Genomic DNA, 12,888 nt, shown 5'->3' with positions numbered 1-12,888 from the left:
AGCGATGAAATACGTCATTTTTGCTATCATCACATTTCTGCTCGGTCCGGTTGCCTCCATGGCCCAGCGGCCACCATCCCTCAGTTCACCCGAAGTGCATGCCGATAATCGGATAACATTCAAATATTTTTCAAAAAAGGCACAAAAGGTGATGGTAAGCGGGGAGTTCCTGACTGCTCCGCAAGCGATGATCAGAGATACCTCGAGCATCTGGAGCGTTACCGTGGGGCCGGTTAAGCCCGATATTTATCCCTATGCCTTTACCGTAGACAGTGTGCAGCTGGCCGATCCAAGTAACACGCAAATTTTTACAAATGAACGGTTTAAGCGCAGTATTGTAGAGATTCCCGGTAAAACGCCGTTGGTTCATTCGTTACAGAATGTGCCGCATGGAAAAATCAGCTATCGGTATTATCAGTCCAAAACGCTCGGCACAACCCGGCAAATGCTCGTGTATACGCCTCCGGGATTCAAGCCAAACGGGACAAAAAAATATCCGGTACTTTATCTCATTCATGGAGGGTCGGATACGGAAGAAACGTGGACGAAAGTAGGGCGTGCGAATTTTATTGCAGACAACCTGATTTCGCAGGGCAAAGCAATTGAAATGATTATTGTCATGCCTTATGGCAATGTAAGACCGGCTCCGATGGCAGATTTTACCAAAGACGTCGTCAGCGATATTATTCCATTTGTTGAATCGAATTACCCGGTGCTCACTGATAGCAAGCATCGGGCCATTGCCGGATTCTCCGTTGGCGGCGGACAAACGCTGAACATTGGGCTTACGAATACAGACAAGTTTGCTTACATCTGTTCGTACGCACCGTACACTGCAACGGAAGAATTTCAAAAGAACTTTTCGAATTACGCCCCCGATGCGAACAAAATCAACAGCCAGTTGAAGCTGTTCACCATCAGTGTCGGTACGGATGATTTTTTATATGAAAGTGTGAAAAAGAACATTGCGATGTTTGAGGACAAAAAGATCCGTGTCAAAAGTTATATCGTCCTCGGCGGACATACCTGGATGAATTGTAAGCAGTATCTTGCTACGACTTTGCAGGAGATTTTCAAAAATTGAGTTTATTGCAAAAAAACATGGGCAGAAAAACACATTGGCAGACATTTAGTCTGAGTTGATTCAGTATAGAAAATTTATGCTTTCAATAGAGTCTTAAACCAGTTGTTTGATCTCATTTTTTGTCAATCGGTTGTCTTCATGCATGATCTTAAATGCAAGCAAGTAGCCACGGTATTGTATTCGTCATAAATGCTCTTTAACCTGAGACGATTCAAAAGCTAACTGCCAGCAAAGAAATCTGCCGATAACTCATTGGATTTGCCAGGTACAGTAGTATGAATAACTTTTTTCGAGAAATTGAGCGCTTTGATCTTGATTACTTCCTACTTTTCAAGGATTGGACCGGTTCACAAGCTTGTGAAAGTATATACAAATGCTACTATGAAAATTTTCCCTGTATGATAAAATAATTAAAAATTCTGATCATTTAAAGCAGATTCTGTAAAGCTGAAAAGTAATTGCGATATGTTAGGCTAATTGTAGTTTATCAAGTTACAAATCCAATTCTGAGTTTAATTGGTCTTTTCTGGAGAATAGAAGGGTTAATTATTTTAATCGTCAATTATGGGTTTTAAGATTTTTTTCAAGGCTACTTGCAGCCCTTACAGTTGATAACCTTTTTAAAATCTTTTGTAATTCAATGCAAAGGCAACTAAACTGAATTCATTGGTGTCGTTATGAAAAAATTTCTGCCATGAAACTTTTCTTTTTATCAATGTTCTTGTTGACCTCGGCAATAAGTCATGCACAATGGAAAACGAGCGTTGGAATTAACATTCCTCCTTTCATAGCCAGGTCTGCCGAGATCAGTTCAGAATTTAGACGTCATTCAGGATATTCACTGGACCTTAATTTCGGACATACTTTTAAAACGGGTCATACTGGTTTGGTAAATTATAAAGTATATGACGGCATTAGTCAGAGAAGAACATCCGGAACTTTTCTAAAAGCAGGAGCAAGGCTCTATCCGGCATCGATCTCGGGTAAGCAGAAAAAAAACCAACTCTTCATAGGGGCCTTTCTCGTCTTGTCACAGTATCGGCAAACAGCTTTGCAGCAGGAGCTGTCAGCAGATTCGGGGTTTTTGGAAACCTATATGCCTGTCTTAAAAAAGGGAACGGTTCTATTTCCTGCTGCCATCATCGGATTTCAGCATACCATATCCAGATTACTTGTACTGGATTGGGGTGTCCAGAAGTCGTTTGTTATTCGGGAAAACAATTATCTTGGAAGAAGAGAACGTAATTACCAGCCTGGTGCAGGTTCTGCTCAATCAGATCCGTTTATCGGATATTTTCAAGGCATTGTTGCTTTAAAATACCGGTTTGCTAATTAGAGGGCGTATTGACGAGCATTTCAATGCTTTTGTAACATCAAGAAACTTTTATCTCCATTATCTAAAAGATGGAATTTCAGCGTCAACAAAGCCGATGATTTTTTGAGAGTACTTAACATAACGGAAAGATCACAGATTCGGGTTTTAAGCCTTTTAGATTATCCAATATTTACATACCTCTAAGAAGAAAGCAGGAGTATTTCGAGAATATGCATGTAAAGTAATGTCATATAAGGCGTTACAATGAATGCTAGAAACATGGCTGCATCATATAATTTTATTAATTATTTGTTTAGTACAAATAAATTCACTAGTTTATAAAATTATATTTCTCACCTTACCCGAGCTATGAAATATCTTCATTTGAAATGTCTCATCTTATTGGCGAACTTGTTTATTGCTGCTATACTGCCCACATTAGTCCTGGCACAAGGCTATCCATTTATTATTAAGGCTAAGATAAATCCACAGAAAAAACAGAGTAAAGTGATGCTTTGGTATCCTGATCCTGCTAATGTAAGTGGGGTAAAAGATTCGGCAGAAGTTAAAAACGGCGAATTTGAATTCCGTGGTAATATAAAATTTCCTGGAAAAGCCATTTTATATACCATGCCAGATTATAATGACCTTGAGCTTTTTATAGAGTCTGGTACGATCCTGATTCAGAGTTCTGATTCACTAGCCAATGCAGTTGTTACTGCAGGGCCGTTGAACAAGGATTTTGCTAAGTTGCAAAAGATGCTTGCTCCGGTTAATAAGAAACGTACGGAAATTTACACAGATTACAGTAAAGCCTTGAGAGCTTTACCGGAAAATGCAGATAAAAAGGTGTTTGAAGAAAGTTGGGAACAAAAAAAAGAATGGGCAAGGTCAGAAAGAAAAAAGATATATCAGGATTTTATTACCCGAATGCCAAACAGCCTGGTCAGCATTGAAGCAATTCAGTCAAGTGGCGGGTTTACGCCTGATTTCAAAGAACTCACAACTTTATTTGAGAGTTTAACTGAGTCGGTCCGAAATAGTCCTTCGGGTAAAGAATACCAAAAGGTGCTGAGTAAACTTTCTCAAACCAGTATAGGAACTCTCGCTCCGAATTTCACCCAAAAAGACACCACCGGGAAACTTGTATCCTTAACCGACTTTCGGGGTAAATACGTGTTTCTTGATTTCTGGGCAAGCTGGTGCGGACCTTGCCGTGCAGAGCATCCGGCTTTGGTCAAGACCTTCAATGAATTTAGCAATCAAAATTTTACCATCATAGGTGTTTCCCTTGATCAGTTAAAGACCAGAGACGCCTGGTTAAAAGCCATAGTTAAAGACGGATTAACTTGGACACAGCTTTCCGATTTGCAGGGTTGGTCAAATGAAGCATCAACATTATACAATGTTCAATTTATTCCCAAGAATTATCTGATCGGGCCGGATGGAGTTATCATAGCAATAGATTTAAAACCGGAATCTTTGAAAGAAAAGTTAGGTCAATTACTTCCTAAGTAGTACAATTACTTATTACAAATAGAAAATGGACTGGAGATAAGTAAAGCTCTTGCAAAAGACTTAAAAATTGATTCTTCGCAAAAAGCTACTTTTTTGTTAGTCCTCAACTTTTCGGACTGGTCCCCAAAGTACATTGCAACATTGGCAGTAAAAACAAAAAGCACTTAGCAAATAAATGCTAAGTGCTTTCGGAGCGGCGAACCGCATTTTCAAGAGCCCCCAGTCGGGATCGAACCAACGACCTACTGATTACAAGTCAGTTGCTCTACCAGCTGAGCTATGGAGGCCTCTTTTTTGATACCGTTTCTTAATCCGTTATCATGGTGCAAAACTAGTATTAAAGAGTATTCCCTGCAAACCTTTCAGGTAATATTTTTAAACTTTTTTTTACATTTCAGATAGCCTCCTGAATAATAGACAGTTGGTGTTTCAAATCTTCCAGCTGATTTAAAGCATTATTGATCTTACGCTCAAATTCTGCCTTAAGGCGGTCAGAAGTTTTGGACTTGGCAAAAAATTCAATGTTGTTCTGCCACAATGCAATGTCATTTTCCAGTTGCGTAATCTTGCGTTTAAAGTCACTTTCCTTCCGGTAAAGCCCTCTGCTGTTATCTCCATCCCTGACCAGCTCCACTTCACTTTCAAGCACAGCCTGTTCTTTTTCCTTGGAGGATAACTGTCCGATTGCACTTACATACGTATTGATGGCCGCAATGTAACGTTTCTGAATCGACTGCATATCTTTCTTCGGAACGAACCCAATGGAATTCCATTCACTCTTGAACGCACTCAGCAGATTAAGGGACGATTCGTCCTTGCTTTTAGCTGCTGCCTCAATTCTTTCGATCAGATCGATTTTACGTTTCAGGTTGTTTTCAAATTCATCTTCAACTTCCTTGTTCTTCGCACGTTTCTGATTGAAAAATGCGTCGCACGCTTTTTTAAAGCGATCGTAAATGGTGTCTTTGAACTTTTCAGGAACCTGGCCGATGCCTTTCCATTTCTTTTGCAGTTCAATGATTTTCTGAGTGGAACCCGGGCTGTCGTCACCGCTTTCGAGGATGGCTTCTGCTTCTTCGCAAAGCTGGTTTTTCAGTTCCAGGTTTTGTTCGCGCTTAGATTCCAGCTGACGGAAAAATTCACCTTTGTTGTTAAAGAAAGTCTTTAATGCCGCCCAGAATTTTTTGCTGAGTTCCTTTCCTTCCTCACGAGGCATGATGCCTTTCAAAGCAACCCACTGATCCTGAAATGCCATAATTTCCTTTGTTTTGGCATTCCATTCCTTTATACTTCCTGAATTGTAAGTCGTAAAAGGTTCAATGGCTTCATATATTTTCAGCTTCTGATCATAATTTTCCTGCATGGATTTCTTCTGCTCCGCAAACTGTCCGCGTTGTGCGTTGTAAAGTACATCCATGGCTTCTTTAAACCGTTGCCAAAGTTTTTCCTGATCTTCTTTCGGAGCTGGCCCCAAATGCTTGTAATCTTCGAAAATGTGATTGGCTTCGGCCAGGATTTCCTTGGTCATCGGACGGTTTTCCAGTGATTTTCCAAGTTCTTCCACTTTCTCGCAAAGTTCTGCCTTCAGTTCCGCATTGCGGCGTCTGTCAAGCTCCTTTAATTCAAAGTAAATGTTCCTGTTGCTGAAATATCGGTCGATGAGCGCGTTGTATGTAGCCCAGAGCGTTCCGTTATGCGGCGAAGCGATATTGCCGGCCTGCTTCCATTCATCCTGAATTTTCTTGAACTCTTCCCAGCTGGATTTAAGCCCCGAAGCATCTGTTTCGCGGTTGCCTTCATCTTCGAGCAAGGTGCGGAGCCTTTGCAGCAACGAGGTTTTGACATTGAAATTCTTCTCTTTTTCCCGTTCCTGCCCTTGGTAATAAGCGTTTTTAAGGCCTCTTATTTCACGGCTGAGCGAATCTATTTTTTGTGTTTCTGCATCATACTTATATTCAAAGCCTTCTTCACCGCCATTATCGGCAATGAATGCGCTCAATGCAGCTTCTCTGTCTTTCTGTTTGATCTGATCAAGAACAGGGCGTATGTTTCGCACCACTGCTTCCGATTTTTTTAACTGAGCTGGTTTTGAACCTTCACCGTTAATGGATGCCAGTTCATTTTCAAGTAAATTCACCAGCTGCTCCTTAGACAGCTGACTATAATCAACGTCCGGCACCTCTTCCTCATGTTCTTCGGTCAACTCGTTGTTAAGATCAATTTCAAGGGTGTCAATCGTTTTTGGTGTCAGGTCTTCCTGCTCTTCGCTATTGACCCCTTCTTGTTGTTCTTGTGCCATCGTATTTCTGGTTTCGTCTGTACGTATCTTATGGATTACAAATCTAATAATCTTTCCTCTGAAATGGCTACTTTTGGTTTCTTAACATTGAACATATTCCATCCATGGATCATAAAATTGCCAAAATTCGTCATGATTACAATTTAAAAGGATTACTTGAGAGTGATTTGGAGCCTAATCCGCTCAATCAGTTCAGATTGTGGTTTGGTGAAGCGCTTAATGCAGGCATTACAGAGCCAAACGCCATGACGCTGAGTACTGTATTTAACGGCCGACCGTCGGCAAGAATTGTACTGTTAAAAGATCTGGATACGGAGGGTTTTACATTCTTTACAAATTACAACAGCAAAAAAGGCAGGGAAATAGCCTCTGAACCGCAGGTTGCCCTTACCTTTTTCTGGAAAGAATTTGAAAGGCAGGTCCGGATTGAAGGAAAAGCTGAAAAAACGTCCGATCAGGAATCCAGTGAATATTTTGCAGTTCGTCCGCGCGGCAGCCAGATCGGTGCATGGACGTCGTATCAAAGTGAAGTGATTGAGAACCGCGCTTTTCTAGAAAACCGGACCAAGGAGATCGAACAGGAATTTAACGGCAGGGAAGTGCCGAGGCCGCCGCATTGGGGCGGTTACCGCGTTATTCCGGATTATATCGAATTCTGGCAGGGTAGGCCCAGCCGTTTGCACGACAGGCTGAGTTACGTCAGATCGGAGGAAGGTTCGTGGCTGATTGAACGCCTTTCGCCCTGATCATTATTTCTGTCATAAAGCAAATGCCCGGGTTTTGGTCCGGGCATTTGCTTTTCATGTATTTATAAAATCATCCTCGTTCGCTGATCGGTACGAATTCTCTTTTCGGAGCACCGACGTAAATCTGGCGCGGCCGGCCAATCGGCTCCTTGTTTGTACGCATTTCTTTCCATTGCGCGATCCAGCCCGGCAAACGGCCGATTGCAAACATTACAGTAAACATATTGGTTGGTATGCCCAATGCGCGGTAAATGATTCCGGAATAGAAGTCAACGTTCGGGTACAGCTTGCGGGAAACGAAATATTCATCTTCCAGCGCTGCCTTTTCCAGTTTCTGGGCAATTTCCAGAATCGGATCGTTAATGCCCAGTTTGTTCAGTACATCATCTGCCGCCTTTTTGATAATACGTGCACGCGGATCAAAATTCTTGTAAACACGGTGCCCGAAGCCGAACAGACGGAATCCGCTGCTTTTGTCCTTGGCCATATTGATGTACTTCTGCGTATCGCCGCCGTCGTTCTTGATGGCTTCCAGCATTTCGATTACTTCCTGGTTTGCACCACCGTGAAGCGGGCCCCACAGCGCGCTGATGCCCGAAGAAATGGAAGAATAGATGTTCGCCTGAGAAGAACCGACCAGCCTTACGGTGGAAGTAGAGCAGTTTTGCTCATGGTCCGCATGCAGGATCAGCAATTTGTTCAGAGCAGCTGAAACTACAGGGTCCACATTATACTTGGCAACCGGCAAGGAAAACATCATGTTCAGGAAGTTGGAACAGTAATCCAGATCATTCTGCGGATAATTAACCGGATGTCCCTGCGATTTTTTGTAGGACCACGTGGCAATAGTCGGCAATTTGGAAAGCAGCCTGATGATATGCAGCTGCGTAACCTCTTCCGTATTGTCGTCCAGTGTTTCCGGATAAAAGGCGCTCATTGCACTGACAAGCGAGGAAAGCACGCCCATCGGATGGGCATTGACCGGGAACCCTTCAAAAATCTTGCGCATGTCCTCGTTGACGAGCGTATGCGTTCTTATTTCATGTTCAAAATCAGCGAATTGTTTCTCGGTCGGAAGTTCACCGTAAATCAGTAAATAAGCGACTTCCAGAAACGATGATTTTTCTGCCAGATCTTCAATCGAGTAACCTCTGTAATTCAGTATTCCTTCTTCGCCGTCCAGAAACGTGATTGCACTTTTCGTGGCGCCTGTATTTTTGTAACCTGCATCAATCGTTATATACCCTGTCTGGTCGCGTAACTTGGCTATATCTATCGCTTTTTCGTGTTCACTTCCTTCTGTAACGGGAAACTCGTACTTTTTACCATCAAGGGTTAATTCGGCTATTTGGGACATATTATAAGAATAAAATTAAAAAGGTTAATGACAAGATAATGTAAGTCAGGCCATGTCAATGCAAAGATTTTTTTAGTTACTGATTTACTTATCCAATAAATTAATTTTGTGTTAAATGAAATCAGGAGTAACCATTTCCTGATCCGACACAAGCCGCAATATCTTAAAAAACTGCGTACTTTCTATTATAATCCGTGTATTATTTGTGAAAAATGAGAGACAGGGCAATGATATCCTGCCAATGCATGAATCAATGATATAATTCAATCGAATGTAAAAAAAGGTCAAAGTCGCAACGTGCATGGATTCAGACGGATGTGCTTTCCGGATTGCTTTTTTCCGGGCCGGCGTCCGGCACTGTTTTCGGCACCAGCAGTTTCCGGATCAGATAACGCCCGTACATTCCGCCCAGAATTACCGGCAGAAGATGCGCGCCGTAAATAAAGGCCTTGCCCGTAATGCGGTACGCAAAGCTGGAAAACAGGGTGTAAACATAAACCAGCCAGAAAACCGCAAACCCCACAAGCGCTGCGTAAATAACCAGTGCCGTATTTCTTTTTACATAGCGAAAAACAGCTTCGCAGATCAGCAGCGAAATGGAGATTACGATCAGAACGGTAGCCAGTGCGCGTGGAAAGTCCTTGATATAGCTGTGCTTGTAAATCAGGATGCCCAGTTTCCCGACCAGATTGGGATGTGCAAGCAGATACGCGTCGGTAATGCTCAGGATCAGCAAAAGTAAAAGGCTGCTTATTTTTTTGTTCATTGTGGAATCAGTCGTTGATTAATCTGTATTTCCGGTTCAGGAAAGACGGCCTTTGTAAGTATTGTACCCTTCAATAACGGTCTGTATTTTTTCACTCTCGGAATAATCCTCCGGAAGCCAGTGAACCGGAATGCCGTCTTTTTCCATTTTTCGGAAAAAAGTCATTTGTCGTTTGGCAAAGCGGTGTATTTCCGTTTCAAGCCGTTGCTTCATTTCGTTGTAGGTAAGTGTGCCTGTCAGGAATAGCGTAATGTATTTGTATTCCAGACCATAATAAATCAGCTGCTCAGCAGAAAGTCCGTCGCTCAGCAACGATTGCACTTCTTCCACAAGCCCGTTTTGAAGCCTGTTTTCCAGCCGTGTGCTTATTCTTTCCCGTCTTGTTTCCACAGCCGGGTTAAGTCCGTAAACAAGCGGATGGTACTTGTTCTGCGCTTTTTCTTCAAATAGGTCTGCGTTGGAGTTCCTGATCAGAAATTCGGAGATTTCAATAGCGCGGATCAGGCGTTTGCGGGTGGATGTGTCCGCCAGATTCCTGTATGCGGAATCCAGTTGTTCAAAGCGGCTCAGAAGGGCTTCGGTCGACAAAGTTTCCAGTTCCTTCCGCAGCGCTTCATTTACCGGAACCAACGCATACGCATGGCCTTTCAGCAGGGAAAAAATGTAAAAACCGGTTCCGCCGCACAAAACAGGAACATGCCCGTTCGCTATTATTTCATGATAAATTCTTTCAAAATCATGCTGGAAATCGTTGACGTTATATTGCTCGCCTGCGTCACAGATATCGATCAGATGATATGGAATATGCTTTTCGCCAATCCGGTATTCAGCCAGGTCTTTGCCGGTGCCGATGTCCATTTTTCTGTAAACCTGACGGGAATCCGCACTGATGATTTCGCCGTTGATTTCATTTGCAAGCCTTGTTGCCAGCCGGGTTTTACCCGAAGCGGTAGGGCCGATGATGACGAGCAGAGGAACCATACCTTTCAATTAACAACCGTTTTTACGTATTTGATGCTTCCGGCATTGTAAACCGTTATGACTGTACCGGAAGCAGTTTTTTCTTCTTTCAGATCATTCGTTACCGGATTTCGCTGCATGGATTCAGGGTTCAGATAAAACGGGATCGGCGGGATCCTTGAAATTTTCTGAAAGCCGAGCTTTTCATAGTTCGAGCCATCCGACCATTCCAGATCCGCATAAGTCATGATATCATCCGGTTTGCGCTCGCGGATGAATGCGCGCAGTAATTTATCGAGCCCGCCGACAACATTGCTGTGCAACAGACTTGCAAACCGGATCAGTTCATACGACCGGAACGGCTGTTCTTCACGTCTGAAAATGCGCGGACGGCTGAATGTGGCGACAGCTGCAAGCAATTCGTCAGAATCGGAATGATGCGGAAAATCGGTATGTAAGATGCGGAAATAGCGTGCTGGAAGAAAAAGGCCGTAGCGGTATTTGGACGTTACATCGCCGTTCAGATGATTTTTTTCGATAAAATACGCAGCCGTTGCCTTGTCGATCCGACGTACTACGGTAAGTCTTGCCGGGATTTTATGGGAAATGCCCAATGCTGCACCGATTCTTGATTTTACAATTTCCGTTTTGGTCATCCAAAGATCATCCCATAAAATAACCGACCTTAATCCGCTTTCCCGCTGTTCTTCTATTTGCTTTATTTCAGCATGTAATTCTTCCGGCGTACCCGATTTTTGCCATTGTACGGTTTCAGCAAGGATAAGTTTCATCAAAAGATCTTTTCTGCTGAAAACCATTAACCGGCAGAAAAATCCGTCTGTTTTTTCTTCCTCACAATGAAATTGCAAAGATGCAAGCCACGTACAAAGCTGTTGTTTAAAAGTCGGCATCATATCCGAAAAAAGGTTTGGCTTGAAAGCAGGCAAGTTAATGCAGGAATAGATAGCAACAAAAAAACGCGCTGAACAGCGCGTTTTTCATACATTTATATCTTGACGATTGATTACTTTCCGCCGATTCCGAATATTACGCCGACATTGACACCGCCAAAATTTTTGGTAGATTCAAAATCAATGTTGCTGGCGGTACCGGTTGTAGAGCTATGATTTTTATTGCCAAACATGAAGTGATAAATTCCTTCCAGCTGGATTCCAACGTTACCGAATGCAAATAGCAGACCTGCGCGTGGAGCAGCTCCGAAATTACTGTGGCGTGATGATTCCAGAATGGTATTGCCGTTGAACTTGGCATCGTATTTGGAGAAATAAACACCGGCATCAGCACCAACGTACGGACGTATAAAACTTTCCGAAAAGAAATAATCAACTGTTCCTGTAACCGGCATAAGCGTTCCGGTAGAGCTGAGCGTCTGTCCTGCTATGCTGTAATCGCTTCCGTCTGCATAAATTTTTCCGGCCACCCCGAATGCAAGTTTAGGCGATGCGAATACGCGCAAATTGACGCCGCCGCCGGCAACGGTTTTGGAATCTTCCACATCTGACTTGGCAATACCTCCCTGCAAGCCCAGAGAAAACTGAGCAAATCCTGTCAGACTGCTTGTAACGAATAATGCTGCAATGGCTAGCGAACGTAGGATGTTATTTTTCATTTTGTACTGTATAATTGGTTAATAACTGAACTTGTTATTTCCATTTTCAGTCCATAATAAAATAGTTGTATTTAAAATTGAATTAAACCGTTGTTAACAAGCTTTTTAAGTGATTTTAAAATTGCAATTGTTCAATTTAAAATAATTGAATCCTGTGTAAATTATTCCGCATTTCAGGGAAATTCAGGGTTAAGGAACCAGGAAATTTCACAATTCCAGCCGGGCCGCTTCCCATCCGATCAGGGCTTTTTTGCGCAGACTTCCCCAGCGGTACTCGCCCAGAATGCCTTCTTTCCGGATCACGCGGTGACAAGGAATCAGGTAAGCCACAGGATTGTCCCCGACTGCCGTTCCGACTGCCCGAACAGCGCCGGGAACGCCTATGCTCCTGGCAATCTGCTGATAAGTAGTTACCGAGCCGTTTGGTATCTTCAGCAATGCTTCCCAGACTTTTAGCTGAAAGTTGGTGCCATGCACGATCAGCGGCAGCCTGGCGGGTGTTTGTCCGGAAGGGTCAAAAATCCGGTTTATATATTCCTGCGTTACTGAAGGTTTTTCCGATAGGGCTGCATTCGTCCATTTTTTCAGCAGTAAGGTCAACTGCTCATTTCGTGTGACTTCATCCACAAAAGCCATGGCGCAAATGCCGCGTTCGGTGACGGCAATAAAACATTCGCCAAATGGCGTTTCGTGGAACCCGTAAGTGATGAAAACACCGTTTCCTTTACTTCTGAATTCCAGCGGCGTAACAGCTTCCATGGTAATAAAATGATCGTAAACGCGGCTCTGGCTGGAAAGTCCGGCGAATTCCGCCAGTTCTGCAAGATTGGCTGTTTCCCGGATTTTTTCTTTCAGGTACGCAGCCGTAATGTACTGCAGGAATTTTTTCGGACTTACACCGGCCCATTCCGTAAATACGCGCTGAAAATGGAACTGGCTTATACAGACTTCCTCCGCCACGTCGAAAAGGGAAGGCTGTGCTTTTGCATTGGCGACGATAAACTCAATGGCTTTTGCAATTTTATCGTAATTGTAAGTTTCCCGGCTCATGATTTTGATGCTTCTTTCCTGCAAATGTGCCGGTTTAAATTTTGCTGTTCAACCCGAAACTTGCTTTAAATTTGACCAGAAACTAAATTAACTGATTCAGGATAAAGAACACTTCTTTAAATTAGCGGCGTTCAGTAAAATATTGGTCTCAGCAAATCCTTAT

11 protein-coding genes and 1 tRNA gene are annotated in these 12,888 nt (G+C 43.0%); 4 read left to right on the top strand and 8 right to left on the bottom strand.

The window, feature by feature from the left end; translation table 11 throughout:
• Positions 1-4: 4 nt before the first annotated feature.
• The 3 genes from FEM55_RS04265 to FEM55_RS04255 all read left to right on the top strand — a co-directional run bounded on the left by FEM55_RS04265 (position 5) and on the right by FEM55_RS04255 (position 3,917).
• Positions 5-1,084 (top strand): alpha/beta hydrolase, encoded by a 1,080-nt coding sequence (locus tag FEM55_RS04265; RefSeq protein ID WP_138280051.1) that lies wholly within the window; start codon positions 5-7, stop codon positions 1,082-1,084.
• A 694-nt stretch (positions 1,085-1,778) separates the two neighbouring features.
• Positions 1,779-2,420 (top strand): hypothetical protein, encoded by a 642-nt coding sequence (locus FEM55_RS04260; protein ID WP_138280050.1) that lies wholly within the window; start codon positions 1,779-1,781, stop codon positions 2,418-2,420.
• 348 nt (positions 2,421-2,768) lie between these two features.
• A complete protein-coding gene (locus FEM55_RS04255; RefSeq protein ID WP_138280049.1) occupies positions 2,769-3,917 on the top strand; it encodes a TlpA disulfide reductase family protein in 1,149 nt (382 codons plus the stop codon).
• Between the two features lie 214 nt (positions 3,918-4,131).
• Here FEM55_RS04255 and FEM55_RS04250 read toward each other — a convergent pair.
• Positions 4,132-4,204 (bottom strand) — tRNA-Thr (locus tag FEM55_RS04250).
• Positions 4,205-4,311: 107 nt separating this feature from the next.
• Positions 4,312-6,216, bottom strand: coding sequence for a DUF349 domain-containing protein (locus tag FEM55_RS04245; RefSeq protein WP_138280048.1), 1,905 nt, complete (start codon positions 6,214-6,216; stop codon positions 4,312-4,314).
• 104 nt (positions 6,217-6,320) lie between these two features.
• Between FEM55_RS04245 and pdxH the strand changes: the two genes are divergently transcribed.
• Positions 6,321-6,962: a pyridoxamine 5'-phosphate oxidase gene (gene pdxH, locus FEM55_RS04240; protein ID WP_138280047.1), complete on the top strand. Its 642-nt coding sequence runs from the start codon at positions 6,321-6,323 to the stop codon at positions 6,960-6,962.
• Between the two features lie 70 nt (positions 6,963-7,032).
• Here the strand turns inward: pdxH and FEM55_RS04235 are convergent, their stop codons facing one another.
• The 6 genes from FEM55_RS04235 to FEM55_RS04210 form a co-directional block, all read right to left on the bottom strand.
• The gene (locus FEM55_RS04235) at positions 7,033-8,319 is read right to left on the bottom strand and encodes a citrate synthase (protein WP_138280046.1); all 1,287 of its coding nucleotides are present in this window, start codon (positions 8,317-8,319) and stop codon (positions 7,033-7,035) included.
• 307 nt (positions 8,320-8,626) lie between these two features.
• Complete coding sequence (locus FEM55_RS04230) at positions 8,627-9,085, bottom strand: hypothetical protein (protein WP_138280045.1); 459 nt, start codon at positions 9,083-9,085, stop codon at positions 8,627-8,629.
• 36 nt (positions 9,086-9,121) lie between these two features.
• A complete protein-coding gene (gene miaA, locus FEM55_RS04225; RefSeq protein ID WP_138280641.1) occupies positions 9,122-10,066 on the bottom strand; it encodes a tRNA (adenosine(37)-N6)-dimethylallyltransferase MiaA in 945 nt (314 codons plus the stop codon).
• A 5-nt stretch (positions 10,067-10,071) separates the two neighbouring features.
• Positions 10,072-10,836, bottom strand: a complete 765-nt coding sequence (locus FEM55_RS04220) for a hypothetical protein (RefSeq protein WP_171036459.1) — start codon at positions 10,834-10,836, stop codon at positions 10,072-10,074.
• Between the two features lie 233 nt (positions 10,837-11,069).
• Positions 11,070-11,675 carry an OmpW family outer membrane protein gene (locus tag FEM55_RS04215; RefSeq protein ID WP_138280043.1) on the bottom strand — a complete coding sequence of 202 codons (606 nt, stop codon included), beginning with the start codon at positions 11,673-11,675 and terminating at the stop codon, positions 11,070-11,072.
• A gap of 207 nt (positions 11,676-11,882) precedes the next feature.
• Positions 11,883-12,749 carry a methylated-DNA--[protein]-cysteine S-methyltransferase gene (locus tag FEM55_RS04210; RefSeq protein ID WP_229209083.1) on the bottom strand — a complete coding sequence of 289 codons (867 nt, stop codon included), beginning with the start codon at positions 12,747-12,749 and terminating at the stop codon, positions 11,883-11,885.
• Between the last annotated feature and the right edge of the window lie 139 nt (positions 12,750-12,888).

Origin of the sequence: Dyadobacter sediminis, assembly GCF_005860765.1 — a bacterium.
Lineage (GTDB): Bacteria > Bacteroidota > Bacteroidia > Cytophagales > Spirosomataceae > Dyadobacter > Dyadobacter sediminis.
This window is presented reverse-complemented; position numbering and strand designations above follow the sequence as displayed.